Origin of the sequence: Streptococcus sp. CL9.43 (assembly GCF_049737935.1) — a bacterium.
GTDB lineage: Bacteria > Bacillota > Bacilli > Lactobacillales > Streptococcaceae > Streptococcus > Streptococcus infantis_I.
In genome coordinates this window covers 496,328-512,176 of sequence record NZ_JBKOTS010000001.1, presented here as the reverse complement: position 1 = coordinate 512,176, position 15,849 = coordinate 496,328, and the positions used below count along the sequence as shown (strand labels likewise).

The 15,849-nt window shown below is 41.1% G+C and carries 20 protein-coding genes; 19 read left to right on the top strand and 1 reads right to left on the bottom strand.

Annotated features, from left to right (window positions below; all coding sequences use genetic code 11):
* The first annotated feature begins 13 nt into the window (after positions 1-13).
* The 19 genes from ACLNCS_RS02480 to groL all read left to right on the top strand — a co-directional run bounded on the left by ACLNCS_RS02480 (position 14) and on the right by groL (position 14,345).
* Complete coding sequence (locus tag ACLNCS_RS02480; protein WP_000368732.1) at positions 14-247, top strand: DUF1858 domain-containing protein; 234 nt, start codon at positions 14-16, stop codon at positions 245-247.
* A complete protein-coding gene (locus ACLNCS_RS02475) occupies positions 247-1,581 on the top strand; it encodes a DUF438 domain-containing protein (protein WP_254733627.1) in 1,335 nt (444 codons plus the stop codon). The genes ACLNCS_RS02480 and ACLNCS_RS02475 overlap by 1 nt, the downstream gene beginning before the upstream one ends.
* Positions 1,582-1,590: 9 nt before the next feature.
* Complete coding sequence (locus tag ACLNCS_RS02470) at positions 1,591-1,845, top strand: DUF1912 family protein (protein WP_070677046.1); 255 nt, start codon at positions 1,591-1,593, stop codon at positions 1,843-1,845.
* A 235-nt stretch (positions 1,846-2,080) separates the two neighbouring features.
* Positions 2,081-2,371, top strand: a complete 291-nt coding sequence (locus tag ACLNCS_RS02465; protein WP_024053819.1) for a DUF4651 domain-containing protein — start codon at positions 2,081-2,083, stop codon at positions 2,369-2,371.
* On the top strand, positions 2,368-2,685 hold the full coding sequence (locus ACLNCS_RS02460; RefSeq protein WP_254724527.1) for a thioredoxin family protein: 318 nt from the start codon (positions 2,368-2,370) through the stop codon (positions 2,683-2,685). The genes ACLNCS_RS02465 and ACLNCS_RS02460 overlap by 4 nt, the downstream gene beginning before the upstream one ends.
* Before the next feature lie 9 nt (positions 2,686-2,694).
* Positions 2,695-3,321 carry a YtpR family tRNA-binding protein gene (ytpR, locus tag ACLNCS_RS02455; RefSeq protein WP_254733626.1) on the top strand — a complete coding sequence of 209 codons (627 nt, stop codon included), beginning with the start codon at positions 2,695-2,697 and terminating at the stop codon, positions 3,319-3,321.
* Between the two features lie 41 nt (positions 3,322-3,362).
* Positions 3,363-4,124 carry an SDR family NAD(P)-dependent oxidoreductase gene (locus ACLNCS_RS02450; RefSeq protein ID WP_070677048.1) on the top strand — a complete coding sequence of 254 codons (762 nt, stop codon included), beginning with the start codon at positions 3,363-3,365 and terminating at the stop codon, positions 4,122-4,124.
* Between the two features lie 75 nt (positions 4,125-4,199).
* The gene (locus tag ACLNCS_RS02445; RefSeq protein ID WP_006144984.1) at positions 4,200-4,595 is read left to right on the top strand and encodes a single-stranded DNA-binding protein; all 396 of its coding nucleotides are present in this window, start codon (positions 4,200-4,202) and stop codon (positions 4,593-4,595) included.
* A gap of 229 nt (positions 4,596-4,824) precedes the next feature.
* Positions 4,825-5,769, top strand: a complete 945-nt coding sequence (locus ACLNCS_RS02440) for a substrate-binding domain-containing protein (RefSeq protein WP_398577643.1) — start codon at positions 4,825-4,827, stop codon at positions 5,767-5,769.
* Positions 5,769-7,085, top strand: a complete 1,317-nt coding sequence (locus ACLNCS_RS02435) for a sensor histidine kinase (protein WP_004251849.1) — start codon at positions 5,769-5,771, stop codon at positions 7,083-7,085. The genes ACLNCS_RS02440 and ACLNCS_RS02435 overlap by 1 nt, the downstream gene beginning before the upstream one ends.
* 6 nt (positions 7,086-7,091) lie before the next feature.
* Positions 7,092-7,775, top strand: coding sequence for a response regulator transcription factor (locus tag ACLNCS_RS02430; RefSeq protein ID WP_004251853.1), 684 nt, complete (start codon positions 7,092-7,094; stop codon positions 7,773-7,775).
* On the top strand, positions 7,772-9,070 hold the full coding sequence (locus ACLNCS_RS02425) for an ABC transporter substrate-binding protein (protein ID WP_006150426.1): 1,299 nt from the start codon (positions 7,772-7,774) through the stop codon (positions 9,068-9,070). The genes ACLNCS_RS02430 and ACLNCS_RS02425 overlap by 4 nt, the downstream gene beginning before the upstream one ends.
* A 139-nt stretch (positions 9,071-9,209) precedes the next feature.
* Entirely contained in the window at positions 9,210-9,647 is a 438-nt protein-coding gene (locus ACLNCS_RS02420; protein WP_424847054.1) for a PTS sugar transporter subunit IIA, read from the top strand.
* A 14-nt stretch (positions 9,648-9,661) separates the two neighbouring features.
* Positions 9,662-10,156 (top strand): PTS system mannose/fructose/N-acetylgalactosamine-transporter subunit IIB, encoded by a 495-nt coding sequence (locus ACLNCS_RS02415; RefSeq protein WP_000261775.1) that lies wholly within the window; start codon positions 9,662-9,664, stop codon positions 10,154-10,156.
* Positions 10,157-10,213: 57 nt separating this feature from the next.
* A complete protein-coding gene (locus ACLNCS_RS02410) occupies positions 10,214-11,056 on the top strand; it encodes a PTS mannose/fructose/sorbose/N-acetylgalactosamine transporter subunit IIC (RefSeq protein ID WP_000156207.1) in 843 nt (280 codons plus the stop codon).
* Positions 11,040-11,894 carry a PTS system mannose/fructose/sorbose family transporter subunit IID gene (locus ACLNCS_RS02405; protein WP_029689583.1) on the top strand — a complete coding sequence of 285 codons (855 nt, stop codon included), beginning with the start codon at positions 11,040-11,042 and terminating at the stop codon, positions 11,892-11,894. Before ACLNCS_RS02410 ends, ACLNCS_RS02405 begins: the two co-directional genes overlap by 17 nt.
* Positions 11,895-11,995: 101 nt before the next feature.
* On the top strand, positions 11,996-12,289 hold the full coding sequence (locus ACLNCS_RS02400; RefSeq protein WP_000256768.1) for a hypothetical protein: 294 nt from the start codon (positions 11,996-11,998) through the stop codon (positions 12,287-12,289).
* Between the two features lie 136 nt (positions 12,290-12,425).
* Positions 12,426-12,710, top strand: coding sequence for a co-chaperone GroES (gene groES, locus ACLNCS_RS02395; RefSeq protein WP_049494252.1), 285 nt, complete (start codon positions 12,426-12,428; stop codon positions 12,708-12,710).
* Positions 12,711-12,725: 15 nt separating this feature from the next.
* Positions 12,726-14,345, top strand: coding sequence for a chaperonin GroEL (gene groL / locus ACLNCS_RS02390; protein WP_049494251.1), 1,620 nt, complete (start codon positions 12,726-12,728; stop codon positions 14,343-14,345).
* 92 nt (positions 14,346-14,437) lie between these two features.
* On the opposite strand, the gene serS is transcribed toward groL, so the two are convergent.
* Positions 14,438-15,712, bottom strand: coding sequence for a serine--tRNA ligase (gene serS, locus ACLNCS_RS02385; RefSeq protein WP_000884217.1), 1,275 nt, complete (start codon positions 15,710-15,712; stop codon positions 14,438-14,440).
* Positions 15,713-15,849: the final 137 nt, after the last annotated feature.

Genomic DNA, 15,849 nt, shown 5'->3' with positions numbered 1-15,849 from the left:
AATGGAGGTTGTGATGGATAATATTATTGACGTATCTATTCCCGTTGCGGAAGTGGTGGATAAACATCCAGAAGTTTTAGATATTTTGGTTGAGCTTGGTTTCAAACCACTTGCAAATCCCTTGATGCGTAATACTGTAGGGCGAAAAGTTTCGCTCAAACAAGGTTCCAAGCTTGAAGGGACTCCTATGGATAAGATTGTGCGTACGCTTGAAGCAAATGGTTACGAAGTGATCGGGTTAGACTAATGACAGATGAACGTATTCATATCCTGCGGGATATTTTATTAGAATTGCATAATGGAGCCTCTCCAGAGTCCGTTCAGGAACGCTTTGATGCGACCTTTACTGGTGTATCTGCTATCGAGATTTCCCTCATGGAGCACGAGTTGATGAACTCTGACTCAGGCGTAACCTTTGAAGATGTCATGGAACTCTGCGATGTGCATGCCAATCTCTTTAAAAATGCTGTTAAGGGCGTAGAAGTTGAAGATACCGAACATCCTGGTCATCCTGTGCGTGTCTTTAAGGATGAAAATCTAGCTCTCCGTGCTGCCTTGATTCGGGTCCGTAGATTGCTCTCGACTTATGAATCTGTGGACGATGAGGAAATGTTGGTTGAGATGCGCAAAGGCTTGGTACGTCAGATGGGGCTTGTTGGTCAATTTGATATCCACTACCAGCGCAAGGAAGAGCTCTTTTTTCCCATCATGGAACGTTATGGGCATGATTCACCTCCCAAAGTCATGTGGGGAGTGGATGATCAGATTAGGGATCTCTTTCAAACAGCCTTAGTGGCAACTAAGTCGCTCCCAGAAGTGCCAATTTCCGCTGTGAAGGAAGCTTTTGAAGCTTTTGCGACAGAGTTTGAAAGTATGATTTTTAAGGAAGAATCAATCCTTCTCATGATTCTGCTTGAATCCTTTACCCAGGATGACTGGATTCAGATTGCTGAGGAAAGTGATGCCTATGGATATGCTATTATCCGTCCGTCTGAGAAATGGGTTCCTGAACGTCAACCTTTTGTTGAGGAAAAAAGTGTAGAAGAACCAACTCAGCCAGAAACTGTAGATGGACAAGTTCAGCAAGTGATTGATACACCAGAAGGTCAGTTTACTATCACCTTTACACCAAAGGAAAAGGAATCGGTGCTAGATCGCAATAGCCAGCAGGCTTTTGGCAATGGCTATCTCTCAGTTGAACAGGCAAATCTAATCCTCAACCATCTACCTATGGAGATTACCTTTGTTAATAAGGATGATATCTTCCAGTATTATAATGACAATACTCCAGCGGATGAAATGATTTTCAAGCGGACACCGTCTCAGGTTGGACGAAATGTCGAACTATGCCATCCACCAAAATATTTGGAGAAGGTCAAAGCGATTATGCAAGGTCTTCGTGAAGGGAAAAAAGACAAGTACGAGATGTGGTTCAAGTCAGAATCACGTGGGAAGTTTGTCCATGTCACTTACGCAGCTGTCCACGATCAAGCAGGAGAGTTTCAAGGAGTCTTGGAATATGTTCAGGACATCCAACCCTACCGTGAGATTGATACAGACTTTTTCCGTGGATTAGAATAAGGAGAAAAAATGAGTTACGAGCAAGAATTTATGAAGGAATTTGAAGCCTGGGTTAATACCCAGATTATGATCAACGAAATGGCTCTTAAGGAAAGTCAAAAGGTCTATGAAGAAGATCAAGATGAGCGCGCTAAAGATGCCATGATTCGCTACGAGAGTCGCTTGGATGCCTACCAGTTCTTACTAGGTAAATTTGAAAACTTCAAGGCAGGCAAGGGATTCCATGATTTACCAGAAGGTTTGTTTGGCGAGAGAAATTATTAATGTTTAGAAATTAGAAAGGAGGCTGGGACAAAAGTCCTAGCCTCTCAATTGTCTTTGGATTGTCGAGCAAGACGCAGTGGTTGAGTGGGCTCTACTACGCTAATTTCATCAGCTTTTACAGCCCTACTCAACTGTGCGGAGGTGGGACGACGAAATCGAATTCTAACGATTTACCGATTTCTGTCCCACTCTCTTTTTCATTGTTCCTTGAGCCTTTTTGTGTTACAATGTTAGCATGAAAACGAAAAATATTATTAAAACAGGTTTAGTCGTGGCAGGGCTTGGAGCGCTTGCCTTTGGTGCTAAGAAAGTAGCTGATGATCATAAACTCATGAAGACACAGGAAGAGTTAACTGCTATTGTGCGTGACTATTTCTCAGAAATGGGTGAGATTGGGACTCTCTATGTTCAAGTATACGAAAGTAGCTTAGAACGTCTTGTTGGTGGTGTCATTTTTGAAGATGGTCGTCACTATACCTTTGTCTATGAAGATGAAGATCTCATCTACGAGGAGGAAGTCTTATGATTTCTCCTAAAAGTATAGAAGAATTAGCAAATCTAGTAGAGCAGGATGGCAAGAAGGTCTTCCTTTTTGTTGCGGATTGGTGTGGCGATTGCCGTTATATCTATCCTGCCTTGCCAGAGATTGAAGAGGCAAATCCGGAGTTCACTTTTATACGGGTAGACCGAGATGAGTACATGGAACTTGCTAAACTTTGGGATGTATACGGGATTCCAAGTCTTGTTGTTTTAGACAAGGACAAGGAGATTGGACGTTTTGTCAATCGTGACCGTAAAACCAAGGGGCAAATCAATGACTTTTTAGCAAGTTTGAAATAGGAGAAAAGAATGATTTTTACATATAATAAAGAACATGTCGGCGATGTCCTTATGGTCATCGTGAAAAACAGTGGAGATGCCAAGCTAGATGTTGAGCGTAAAGGTAATGTAGCGCGTGTTTTCCTAAAAGAAACTGGTGAAACTGTCGCATGGAACATTTTTGAAGTTTCTAGCATGTTTGAGATCGCTGAGCGCGGTCAAGTCTTTTTAACTGACGACCAAGTAGCACGTTTGAACCAAGAATTGCAAGAAGAAGGATTTGCTGAAGAAATCATCAACGACAAGGAACCCAAATTTGTGGTTGGAGAGATTGTAGAAATGGTTGCGCATCCAGATAGTGACCACCTCAATATCTGCCAAGTTGCTGTTGGGAATGACAAAACAGTACAAATCGTTGCTGGTGCTCCCAATGCACGTGTTGGTTTGAAAACCATTGTTGCTCTTCCTGGAACCATGATGCCAAAAGGCAATCTCATTTTCCCAGGGGAACTTCGTGGGGAAAAGAGTTTTGGTATGATGTGTAGTCCTCGTGAACTTGCCTTGTCAAATGCTCCCCAAAAACGTGGTGTCATTGAATTATCAGACGACCAGGTAGTTGGAACACCCTTTGACCCAGCTACACACTGGACTGCTTAATCACTAAAAGTGGTTTATAATCTTTGCTTGAGGGAAATAAGATGGCAAAAAATGTAGTCATTACAGGTGCAACATCAGGTATTGGTGAAGCAATTGCGCGTGCCTATCTAGAAAAAGGTGAGAATGTTGTACTCACAGGGCGTCGAACAGAAAGACTCGAGGTTCTAAAAAACGAGTTTACAGAAGCCTTTCCAAATCAAAAAATCTGGACCTTTCCGTTAGATGTTACAGATATGTGCATGGTAAAAACTGTTTGTTCAGAAATTTTAGAAACTGTTGGTCAGGTTGATATCTTGGTCAATAATGCTGGACTGGCTCTAGGCTTGGCTCCTTATCAGGATTATGAAGAGTTGGATATATTGACCATGCTGGATACCAATGTCAAGGGTTTAATGGCGGTTACACGCTGTCTCTTGCCTTCCATGGTAGCAACTAATCAAGGGCATATTATCAATATGGGTTCTACTGCAGGGATTTACGCATATGCTGGTGCAGCAGTCTATTCAGCAACCAAGGCTGCAGTCAAAACCTTTTCAGACGGGCTTCGGATTGACACCATTGCGACAGATATCAAGGTGACCACTATTCAGCCAGGAATTGTAGAAACTGATTTTTCAAAAGTTCGTTTCCATGGAGATGAGGCACGGGCGGCGACGGTCTATCAGGGACTTGAAGCCTTACAGGCGCAAGATATCGCAGATACTGTAGTTTATGTGACCAGTCAACCACGACGAGTACAAATCACAGATATGACCATCATGGCCAATCAACAAGCAACTGGATTTATGATTCATAGAGATTAATATTATTTTTAAAAAAGTTACAAATCTTGTAACTTTTTTTCTTTTCCTTCGAATAGATAAGTAGGAGGATGAAAAATGTATAATAAAGTTATTATGATTGGACGTTTAACGTCTACACCAGAATTGCACAAAACCAACAATGACAAGTCAGTGGCTCGTGCGACTATTGCTATTAATCGTCGTTTCAAGGACCAAAATGGGGAACGTGAAGCTGACTTCATCAATATTGTTGTTTGGGGGAAACTTGCTGAAACCTTAGCTAGCTACGCGACTAAAGGCAGTCTCATTTCTGTCGATGGGGAGCTTCGTACCCGTAAGTTCGAGAAAAATGGTCAGACCAACTATGTGACCGAAGTTCTCGCTACAGGCTTCCAACTTTTGGAAAGTCGTGCTCAACGTGCTATGCGTGAAAATAATGCTGGTCAAGACTTAGCAGATCTGGTTTTGGAAGAGGAGGAGCTTCCTTTCTAGAATCAATTATAGAAAAAAGCTGGTTCGTTTATAGACTGGCTTTTTCTATTGTTTCTAGTTTTATTGTTCGGAAATTACTTCTTAAAATAGGTCAAATAAATGTCCTTGTACAATAAAATCAAGCATTTTTTTTGAAAAAGTAGTAGAATAAAGTAATATATATTCAAAATTTTCAGAAAAGGAATGAAATTTGAAGGAAAATAAAGAGAAAAAAGAATTGTTGAAATGGATGATAAAGCGTATATTACTGCTGATTCCAGTTGTCTGTATTCTCTTTTGGATTTTTGGCCGTTGTCAAACAAGTGGCATCAAGGATCAGACTAAAATTGGTGTAACCTATATGACCATGAACAATGAGTTCTATAAAAGTATTCATTCGGAAATTAGTCGAATTTCCGATGAAAGAGGAGCTCTTGTTTGCGTCCGAGATCCAGAATTGGATGAAGAAAGGCAGAGCCAGCAGATTGATGATTTTTGTGCTCAAAAAGTTGATGTGATTGTGATCAATCCGGTCAAGGGGGATAGCCAGTCCATTTTAACTGCTCTTGAAAAAGCTAGAAAACAAGGAATTAAAATCATTGCAGTCGATACCCAATTGAAAAATTTTAAGCCCGATGCAAGTATTGTATCTGATAACTACCAAGCGGGAGTAATGATTGCTAAAGAGCTCATGAAACGTTCTTCTAGCGCTCGAGTCCTCCTTTTGGAGCATAAAGGGACTGTCTCAGCAGATACGCGGATTCAGGGGTTTAAAGACACTATAGAGGGGCACAGTTCTTATCAGATTGTATCGGAACTAGAAACCAAGGGGCAAACGGAGATCGCCATGCCGGCTGTCCAGAATTTTTTACAATCAGGGATTGAAATTGATACCTTGGTTGCCTTAAATGACCGCTCGGCTATAGGAGCTTTAGCTGCAATTAAGGAGCAAGGAAATAGCCAGTCCATTGCAATTTATGGAATCGATGGCTCACCAGATATGAAATCCTTGTTGCACTCGACGGATGATGTAGTGGGAACCGTTGCTCAATCTCCCTTGAAGATGGGAGACCGTGTTATGGAAGTTATCCAAGATATTTCTGAAGGGAAGAGCTATACCAAAGAGGTGATCATTCCAGTTGAAATGATGACAAAGGAAAACATTGATCAGTTTGATGTGAATGGGTGGCAGTAATGAGAAAGTTTAGAGGTGTTCGATACAGTTTGGCCATTCTTATGGTCGTGAATTTTATTGCTGTTATGCTCAACAGCATCATCTATCTTCAAGCAACCAACTATATCATTGCTCAACGCCAAGCCTCTCTATTATTGGAGCGCCTAGAGCGTATTCCTTTTGCTCCATCTACGACTTTTTGGTTGTCAGCAATCTTATTTGCTGGGATTGCCTTAATCTCAATGAGTCGTTATAGACCTCAAACAAGTCGATGGTCCATTTTTGATAAGAGGAATCTTCTAGAGATTCTCCTGATGTTACTGTTGATGTGGGTTCAGAACATAGCTTATAACGGGCTCATTCTCTTGGTTTTTGCAGATATCTTCTATGGCTCCAAAGAGTTGAATACCAAGAGAGATCGGAAGTATTGGTTTGCCTTTATCCTAGTGAGCTTCTTGATGCTCCTTGTAACCAATTCAGACGTCTTTTCGCTTTTCTTCCCAATTCCTTCTCTTGATACCTATATTCATTTTTATCCTGAATCTATCCGTATTTTGGCCTTTTTCTTAAAGAATTCCCTCTACGCCTTGAATATGGTACTCTTCATTATTTCACTTTTATTTTATATCATGAATGTCCTTGCGGAAAACCATGAAGTTGAACAAGAGCTGGCCATGGTGTCCAAGGTTAATACCGAGTTGAACAACTATATGGCCTTATCTGAGAAGATTGCAGAGGATCGGGAGCGCAAGCGGATTGCTCGGGAGATTCACGATACCTTGGGACACGCGTTAACAGGGATTTCAGCAGGTTTAGATGCTGTCGGGGTCTTGATTGATATCAATCCAAGTCGTGCCAAAGAGCAGGTAAAAAACGTATCAGAAGTCGTCCGTGAAGGAATCCAGGATGTGAGAGGCTCTCTCAATCGCCTTCGTCCAGGAGCCCTTGAGGAGCGAACTCTCAAAGATGCTTTAGAAAAGACAATCCGCGAGTACCAAATTCTTTCAAACTTGCAAGTTGATCTCAACTATGAATGGATCGATGTCGATATGGACGTCATGATTGAAGATACAATCTTTCGTGTGATACAAGAGTCTATGACTAATGCGGTTCGCCACGGTCATGCCAGCCACATGGACCTCCATTTTTTTGAGGACGAAGAAGATTACATGATTGAGTTGCAGGATAATGGAGTTGGGTTTGAAACCTTGACCTATGGCTACGGACTCAAACAGATGATGGAGCGTATTTCAATTCTAGGAGGCCAGCTTCAATTTGAAAGTCGCGATGGATTTTTCACACGTGTTAGTTTACCAAAATATAAAGAAGGGAGATAATAGATGATGATAAAAGTAATGGTGGCGGATGACCAGTCCTTGATTCGAGAATCTCTGAAAATTATTTTGTCGGCCTACTCAGATATTGAAGTGGTAGCCACAGTGGAAGATGGGAATCATGTCTTGTCTAGCATTCCACACTCGCATCCGGATTTAATCTTAATGGATATTCGGATGCCAGGCATGGATGGGGTTTTGGCTACAAAAGAAGTAAAAGAGCACTATCCGGATATCAAAATTATTATTTTAACAACCTTTGACGATGATGAATTTATCTATAGTGCGCTCAAGTATGGTGCTTCAGGGTATCTCTTAAAAGGAGCCTCGACAGAGGAGCTTTATGAAGCTATTAAGGTGGTGCATCAGGGAGGAGCAATGATCAACCCTGATATCGCAAGCAAGGTCTTTCAAATTTTCTCGCAAATGGCCAAATCAAATTTCTCTATTGCTGTGGATGAGGATAACGTTAAGGATTTGAGCACGACGGAATGGCGCATTATCCAAGAGATTGGCTATGGTGAGTCAAATAAAGAGATTGCGGCTAAACTCTTCTTATCAGAAGGAACTGTTCGTAATTACTTATCAACGATTTTGTCGAAATTAAACCTAAGAGATCGAACGCAATTAGCGATTTGGTCAGTCCAAACAGGAGTGACCCGACGTGATTTTTCAAAAGGAAATACGGAATGAAATTGAAGCGAAAGCAACTTTGTTTAGGGATTTGTCTCCTTTTTATGCTCTCTTTGAGTGCTGGTTTTTATTGGTGGAAACAGCAACCGACCGTCCTTCATATAGGAGTTTATGCAGGCTCTAGTTGGGATGTACCGACCAGTCAACGTTCTCATGCATTGGATCTTGCGATCCAAAAATTTGAAAAGTCCCATCCTAATGTCCGTGTGGAATATGAAAATGGAATTCCGCAGTCGGAATATTCAAACTGGCTCTCAGAAAAAATTGTATCAGGAAAGACCCCTGATGTGTTTATGGTTTCTGAGAAAGATTTGTCCTTATTGGCGGCACGTGGCGTTTTAGAAAAGTTAAACGGCTATATGAATAAAGAAGACCAAGTTGCTTTTTATCCTGTTGCATTTGAATCAGGTGTTTATCAGGGGCAAACCTATGCCTTGCCATATGAAAGTAATCCTATTTTGATGTGTGTCAATAAAGATTTGCTGGATAAAGAAGGCATTGAGGTTCCCAAAGAAGGTTGGAGCTTGGAAGAGTTCTATACAATTTGTAAAAAACTAACCAAAGATACCAATGGAGATGGTCAATTGGATCAGTTTGGGAGTACAGAATACACCTGGAAAGAAGCTTTGGCAGCAAATGGGGGTAGTCTCTTTCAAGGTGGGATGCTCAAACTTACGGCTCCAGAAGTCAAAGAATCTTTGACTTTTCTGCAAAAATTGGAAGAGTTAAATAAAAATTATAAGGTGAGTTCCAAAGATTTTGACCAGGGGAAAGTAGCGTTTTACCCCATGACTTTGGCTCAATATAGGACTTATAAACCTTATCCCTATCATGTTTCCAAATATTCAAACTTCACCTGGACCTGTATTCCTATGCCTGCTAAGTCAAAAACCACTAAGGCGACCTTGGTTACGACGACTTCTTTTGCCATGTCTGCTCGGACTCCTCATTCAAAGTTGGCTTGGGAGTTGATGCAAGTGTTGACAGAGGATCCAGAAATCCAACAAACTCTTTTTGCTGAATCTCAAGGGATTTCTGTCATGCCTGATGTAGTCAAGAGTCGTTCTAGTAAAGACCTTCTGCAAGTGGATGATTTTGGGGCAGATTCCTTAACCAATCAGACCTTGAACCGAATCATGGAACAAGCTGTAGAAAGTAGTCCCAAGAATGTCTCGAAAGAAGTGTTAGAAAAACTGGACTACTTGATTGGCAATGCCTTGCGCAATCAAGATGTTGAGAACCGCCTGCCGCAAATTCAAAGGGAGATTGAAAGTAGTCTCCAGGTAGGATTTTAAAGAAAAAAAGATGACATCGTGTCAAGTGACAGATGTCATTTTTTTATTGCTAAATGTCATGTTTATAATGTGACATTTGACAATGTAAAAACGCTTTCAAATAATCTACAATAGAGTCAAATAAAGGAGGCGTAGCAAAATGAAATACCTCATTTTAGTCAGTCATGGAGGATTGGCAGAAGGCCTAAAAACATCACTAGCTATGTTTGCTGGTGATAAGATGAACCAGGTCATTGCAGTTGGACTCAAAGAAGGAAAGTCGGTCGATGATTTTGCAGTTGATTTTAGAGAAAGCATTTCAGAATTGACAGCAGATGATTCTGTACTGGTCTTGGCAGATATTGTAGGCGGTAGTCCACTAACCACAGCAGCAACTGTCCTAGAAGAAGTTGGGAAGCTAGATGAAGCTTTGATCCTTGGTGGAATGAATCTTACCATGGCTTTAACAGCAGTAGTGATGAAGGATGTGTTGGATGGAGACGATTTGTCAGCCACCATCTTATCAGAAGCACGAACTGCACTACAGCCTTTTGAAGTTTCAGCCACTAGTGCTGAAGAAGATGATGACGATATTTAATAGGGAGGTACCTTATGGTAGTAACATTTGTACGGATTGATGACCGCATGATTCACGGTCAAACAGTCACACGCTGGGCAAAAGAAAAACCATGTGATGGTTTGATTGCCGTAAACGATGCAGCAGCATCAAACAAGGTTTTGATCCAAGCTTACAAAGGCGCATCAGACAAAAAAACCTTTGTATGGACAAAAGAAGCATTTAAAGAAAAATCAGCAAAAGTAACAGAATCAGATAGTCGTTACTTCTTGATCACCAAAAATCCAATCGATATGAAGGAAATTTTGGTGGACCAAGGTTTTGTTCCAGGGGATGTTAAAGAAATCATCGTAGGCCCTGCAAATGATCGTCCTGGTGCAGTGAAATTGGGTAATAACCAATCCATCACACAGGAAGAAGCAGAAGCCTTCCAAGCCATTCAAGCAGCAGGCTATAAGGTGAAATTCCAGTTGTTGCCTGATGTTTCGATTGGTTACTGGGATGATTTCAAATCTAAATTTGGCTTTTAAACCTAACAATTTTATTAATTAGGTAAATAAATTTACAAACAAAAAGGAGCGTTTGTTATGACAATTTCATGGATTCAAGCAATCTTGCTTGCAGTTTTCGCCAGCTTGTCTTCAATGCCTGGTATGGGAGGTTCCAGTATCGGGAACTATACACTCGGTCGTCCCTTGATTGGTGGGTTGATCTCAGGTTTAATTCTTGGAGATGTGACAACCGGTATTATGGTAGGGGTTGCCCTTCAAGTCGTTTATATCGCCTTGGTAACACCTGGTGGAACCGTATCTGCGGATGTTCGTGCCATTTCTTATATCGGTGTTCCTCTTGCTATCTTGTTTGTGCATGCAAATCACATCACAGATGAAGCTGGAATTGCAGCAGCTGCAGCCCCAATCGGTGCGGCCGTTGGGACAATCGGTACTGTTCTTTTCTACGGAACAGCTACCATGAACTTGCTTTGGCAACACATTGGTTGGAAAGCCGTTGAAGAAGGAAACTTCAAAAAACTCTACGCAGTTGACTGGGTTTACCCATGGATCTCTCACTTCCTCTTCTCTTTCCTTCCAACTATGATTATCACTAAATATGGTGAAAACATGGTTGATTTGATGAAACTTTACCTTCCTATGGATGGTTTCTGGATGAAAGCTCTCTTTACAGTCGGAGCTCTTCTCCCATGTGTCGGTATTGCTATCTTGTTGAAACAAATTGTTACAAAAGCAACTGACTTCATTCCATTCTTTGTTGGATTTACCTTGGCTAAATCTCTCGGCTTGAACTTGGTAGCGAGTGCGGTTGTTTCATTGATCTTTGCAGTAATCTACTATGAACTTGAAGTAATCAAATCTATGAAAGCTGTTCCAGCTGGGGCTGTTTACGTAGACGATGATGAGGAGGATATTTAAAATGGCTGATAGAAAGAAAATTTCAAAGAAAACATTAGCAAAAGCATTTCATCATTGGTATTATGGTCATTTGACTTGTTTCTCTCAAGAACACATGCAAACCTTTGGGTACTTGACTTCTATGCTTCCAATCGTAGAAGAAATGTATGATACAAAAGAAGAACAAAAAGATGCTATGCAAACCTATACTGCTTTCTTCAATACTGAACCGCAACTTGGATCTCTTGTTGTAGGGATTACAGCTGGTTTGGAAGAAGCACGTGCAAATGGAGATGCAGTAGATGGTGAAACCATCAATGGGATGCGTGCCGGTTTGATGGGACCAATCGCTGGTATTGGTGACTCTTTGATCGTTGGTACCTTGATTCCAGTTCTTTTGGGGATTGCACTTGGTCTTTCTAAAGGTGGTAACGTCGCTGGTGCTATCTTCTACATCGTCGTATGGAACTTCCTAGTCTACTTTGGTATGCGCTTTGCCTTCTTCAAAGGATATCAATTAGGGGATAAAGCCGTTGAATTCCTAGTAGGACCAAAAGGACAAGCTCTTCGTAAAGCAATCAGCGTTGTCGGTGGTATGGTTATTGGTGCCGTAGCAGCGACTTGGGTCTCTGTTACAACAGCACTCGAATTCAAAAATGCTAATGGAGAAGCCTTCCTTAAAATTCAAGAAAAGATTGATGGTGTTTATCCAGGTCTCTTGACAGCAACCTTCATCACTATTTGCTGGTGGTTGATGTCTAAGAAAAAAGTTTCACCAAACAAAGTCATGTTAATTCTAGTTGTTGTTGCCTTAATTGGTGTTGCTCTAGGTATCTTTGACCCACATCTTAATTACTAAGGTCAAGAGAACCCAATATTTACTAGTAAAAATTTTGAGAATGAAGTAGACTAATCTCCTTCTCTTACACTTCATTCTCAATTTTTATCAGGAGGATTTTCATGGTTACAAAACAAGAACTTGTTAATGGATATGAAACAGAAATTAAGTATCAACGCCACATGCTTGAAAATTTGGGTCGTTGGTTCAGTTTGCTCTTTATCACTGCTAGTATTGGTGTGGTATTGATTTATCTTTTTCATAAAACCTTCCTCCCACTCTTAATTTTCGGAATTTTACTTGCCTTGATTGGAATATTAGGAATGGTGGTTTTTGGATATGGTATCTACCGCGGGCGGATCAATCTCCAAAAGGTTATCGATGATTTCAATCAAAAGTTGACGATTCTCAATTAATATTAAAGGAACATCTCTTTCATTTTTGAGGTGTTTTTTTCTTGACTATTTCTGACTAAGTGATACAATAGAACTATGGTTTAGCACTCGTATACAAAGAGTGCTAATAATATGATTATCTTATGGAGGAAAGCAGATGTTGAAACCATTAGGAGACCGCGTGGTCTTGAAAATTGAAGAAAAAGAACAAACAGTTGGTGGCTTTGTCCTTGCAGGATCAGCCCAAGAAAAAACAAAAACAGCTAAAGTAGTAGCTATTGGACAAGGTGTTCGCACCTTGAGTGGTGAACTTGTTGCTCCAAGTGTAAAAGTTGGAGATCAAGTTTTAGTTGAAGCTCATGTAGGTATTGATGTCAAAGATGGTGATGAAAAATATATCATCGTGGGTGAAGCTAATATTTTAGCAATCGTTGAAGAATAATAGGAGGAAGTAAGTATGTCAAAAGAAATTAAATTTTCATCTGATGCACGTTCAGCAATGGTCCGTGGGGTTGATATCCTAGCTGATACAGTTAAAGTAACCTTAGGCCCTAAAGGACGTAATGTCGTTCTTGAAAAATCATTTGGTTCACCATTGATTACCAATGACGGGGTGACAATCGCTAAAGAAATTGAACTAGAAGACCATTTTGAAAATATGGGTGCCAAATTGGTATCAGAAGTAGCTTCTAAAACCAACGATATTGCTGGTGACGGGACAACCACTGCAACTGTCTTGACCCAAGCCATCGTTCGTGAAGGAATCAAGAACGTTACAGCAGGAGCAAACCCAATCGGTATCCGTCGTGGGATTGAAGCAGCAGTTGCAACTGCTGTAGAAGCCTTGAAGAACAATGCCATTCCAGTATCAAGCAAGGAAGCAATCGCACAAGTCGCTGCCGTATCCTCTCGCTCTGAAAAAGTGGGTGAATACATCTCTGAAGCCATGGAAAAAGTTGGTAAAGATGGAGTTATCACTATTGAAGAATCACGTGGTATGGAAACAGAGCTTGAAGTTGTAGAAGGAATGCAATTCGATCGTGGTTATCTATCACAGTACATGGTCACTGACAATGAAAAAATGGTTGCAGACCTTGAAAATCCATACATTTTAATCACTGATAAGAAAATCTCAAACATCCAAGAAATTTTGCCACTTCTAGAAAGTATTCTTCAAAGTAGCCGTCCGCTCTTGATTATTGCAGATGACGTTGACGGTGAAGCTCTTCCAACTCTTGTCTTGAACAAGATTCGTGGAACTTTCAACGTAGTTGCTGTTAAGGCTCCTGGTTTCGGTGACCGTCGTAAAGCGATGTTGGAAGATATTGCGATTTTGACAGGTGGAACTGTTATTACCGAAGACCTTGGTCTTGAGTTGAAAGATGCTACCATCGAAGCTTTAGGTCAAGCAGCTAAAGTGTCTGTAGATAAAGATAGCACTGTTATTGTAGAAGGCGCAGGTAATCCTGAAGCAATTGCTAACCGTGTCGCTGTCATCAAGTCTCAAATTGAAACAACAACTTCAGAATTCGACCGTGAAAAACTTCAAGAACGCTTGGCTAAATTGTCAGGTGGAGTAGCTGTTATCAAGGTTGGTGCTGCAACTGAAACTGAGTTGAAAGAAATGAAACTCCGTATCGAAGATGCTCTTAATGCGACTCGTGCAGCTGTTGAAGAAGGTATCGTTGCAGGTGGTGGTACTGCCTTAGTGAATGTCATTCCAGCTGTTGAAGCTTTAGAATTGACAGGTGATGAAGCAACAGGACGTAGCATTGTTCTTCGTGCCTTAGAAGAGCCGGTTCGCCAAATTGCCTACAACGCAGGCTATGAAGGTTCAATCGTTATCGATCGTTTGAAGCATGCAGAGCTTGGAACAGGCTTCAACGCTGCAACAGGTGAATGGGTTAACATGATTGAAGCAGGAATTATCGATCCTGTTAAGGTAAGTCGTTCAGCCCTTCAAAATGCCGCTTCAGTAGCAAGTCTCATCTTGACAACCGAAGCAGTTGTAGCTAACAAACCAGAACCAGTAGCCCCTGCTCCAGCTATGGATCCATCAATGATGGGTGGTTACTAGAGAATATAAAAATAACAGGTAGAATGAAAGATTTTCTACCTGTTTTTTTACATGAAATGTAAAAGAGGAAGTTATGCTTCCTCTTGTTTATTTTATGGTTTGATAACTTCAGCTCCACCCATGTATGGACGAAGGACTTCTGGAATAGTGACAGAACCATCTTCATTTTGATAGTTTTCAAGAATTGCCGCAACGGTACGTCCAACTGCAAGTCCAGAACCGTTCAAGGTGTGAAGAAGTTTAACCTTACCATCTGCTTCGTCACGATAACGGATTTGGGCACGACGTGCTTGGAAATCTTCTGTATTTGAACAGCTTGAGATTTCACGGTAGGTATTTTGTGCTGGGATCCAAACTTCCAAGTCGTAAGTCTTAGCAGCTGAGAAGCCCATATCTCCTGTAGAAAGAGCAACTACACGGTATGGCAAGTTGAGTTTTTGAAGGATGTTTTCAGCGTTAGCTGTCATCTTTTCTAGTTCTTCGTATGATTCTTCAGGTTTAGCAAATTTAACCATTTCAACTTTGTGGAATTGGTGCAAACGAATCAAACCGCGAGTATCGCGACCAGCAGAACCAGCTTCAGAACGGAATGATGGACTCATAGCAGTAAAGTAGATTGGCAAGTCTTTTCCGTCAAGAATTTCATCACGGTAGTAGTTAGTTAGAGGAACTTCAGCTGTAGGAATGAGGACATAATTAGTGTCTTTCAATTCAAAAGTATCTTCCTTGAATTTTGGATATTGACCAGTACCAAACATAGAATCATGGTTAACCATGTAAGGGGTGATGACTTCAGTATAACCTTCCTTACCATGCTCATCTAGCATAAAGTTGTAGATGGCACGTTCTAAGCGAGCTCCGAGGCCTTTATAGAAGAGGAAACGAGCTCCAGTGACTTTTCCACCACGTTCCCAGTCAAGAATACCAAGATCTTCTCCGAGATCCCAGTGGGCTTTTGGTTCAAAGTCAAACTCACGAGGAGTTCCCCAACGGCGAACTTCTACGTTATCATCTTCATCGGCACCAATTGGAACGCTATCAGCAGGGATGTTTGGAAGAGTAGTGGTAAATTCTGTCAATTTAGCATCGATTTCCGCTAATTCCGCATCTAGTGCTTTGACTTCAGCAGATAGGGTTTGCATGGCAGCAATCTTGTCGTCGGCATTTTCCTTGTTGCGTTTAGCTTGGGCGATTTCAGCAGAGACAGTGTTACGCTCAGCCTTGAGAGTTTCAACCTTAACCAAGATGTCACGACGTTTAGCATCGATTTCTTTCATCTCGTTCAAGATAGCAGCATCTACACCACGTGTAGCCAATTTTTCTGCGACAGCATCAAAGTCTGTACGAATACGTTTGATATCTAGCATATAAACTCCTTTATGAAAAAGCACACCTGACAAAGCGTTGGAGTGGCAGAGCCACGGTTCCATCCAACTTCACAGGTGTGCACTTGATTCTGTATTTGATTTAAAACAACGGTAGAATTTCACCTATCTCTCCTATC

Bases quoted from the DNA above. Each gene is read 5' to 3' on its own strand.
- ACLNCS_RS02400 (WP_000256768.1), top strand. From the start codon at position 11,996: ATGGTTACAAAACAAGAACTTGTTAATGGATATGAAACAGAAATTAAG.
- ACLNCS_RS02470 (WP_070677046.1), top strand. From the start codon at position 1,591: ATGAGTTACGAGCAAGAATTTATGAAGGAATTTGAAGCCTGGGTTAAT.
- groL (WP_049494251.1), top strand. From the start codon at position 12,726: ATGTCAAAAGAAATTAAATTTTCATCTGATGCACGTTCAGCAATGGTC.
- ACLNCS_RS02465 (WP_024053819.1), top strand. From the start codon at position 2,081: ATGAAAACGAAAAATATTATTAAAACAGGTTTAGTCGTGGCAGGGCTT.
- ACLNCS_RS02415 (WP_000261775.1), top strand. From the start codon at position 9,662: ATGGTAGTAACATTTGTACGGATTGATGACCGCATGATTCACGGTCAA.
- ACLNCS_RS02460 (WP_254724527.1), top strand. From the start codon at position 2,368: ATGATTTCTCCTAAAAGTATAGAAGAATTAGCAAATCTAGTAGAGCAG.
- ACLNCS_RS02410 (WP_000156207.1), top strand. From the start codon at position 10,214: ATGACAATTTCATGGATTCAAGCAATCTTGCTTGCAGTTTTCGCCAGC.
- ACLNCS_RS02435 (WP_004251849.1), top strand. From the start codon at position 5,769: ATGAGAAAGTTTAGAGGTGTTCGATACAGTTTGGCCATTCTTATGGTC.
- ACLNCS_RS02480 (WP_000368732.1), top strand. From the start codon at position 14: ATGGATAATATTATTGACGTATCTATTCCCGTTGCGGAAGTGGTGGAT.
- ACLNCS_RS02430 (WP_004251853.1), top strand. From the start codon at position 7,092: ATGATAAAAGTAATGGTGGCGGATGACCAGTCCTTGATTCGAGAATCT.
- ACLNCS_RS02405 (WP_029689583.1), top strand. From the start codon at position 11,040: ATGAGGAGGATATTTAAAATGGCTGATAGAAAGAAAATTTCAAAGAAA.
- ACLNCS_RS02440 (WP_398577643.1), top strand. From the start codon at position 4,825: ATGATAAAGCGTATATTACTGCTGATTCCAGTTGTCTGTATTCTCTTT.
- ACLNCS_RS02425 (WP_006150426.1), top strand. From the start codon at position 7,772: ATGAAATTGAAGCGAAAGCAACTTTGTTTAGGGATTTGTCTCCTTTTT.
- serS (WP_000884217.1), bottom strand. From the start codon at position 15,712: ATGCTAGATATCAAACGTATTCGTACAGACTTTGATGCTGTCGCAGAA.
- ACLNCS_RS02450 (WP_070677048.1), top strand. From the start codon at position 3,363: ATGGCAAAAAATGTAGTCATTACAGGTGCAACATCAGGTATTGGTGAA.
- ytpR (WP_254733626.1), top strand. From the start codon at position 2,695: ATGATTTTTACATATAATAAAGAACATGTCGGCGATGTCCTTATGGTC.
- ACLNCS_RS02420 (WP_424847054.1), top strand. From the start codon at position 9,210: ATGAAATACCTCATTTTAGTCAGTCATGGAGGATTGGCAGAAGGCCTA.
- ACLNCS_RS02445 (WP_006144984.1), top strand. From the start codon at position 4,200: ATGTATAATAAAGTTATTATGATTGGACGTTTAACGTCTACACCAGAA.
- ACLNCS_RS02475 (WP_254733627.1), top strand. From the start codon at position 247: ATGACAGATGAACGTATTCATATCCTGCGGGATATTTTATTAGAATTG.
- groES (WP_049494252.1), top strand. From the start codon at position 12,426: ATGTTGAAACCATTAGGAGACCGCGTGGTCTTGAAAATTGAAGAAAAA.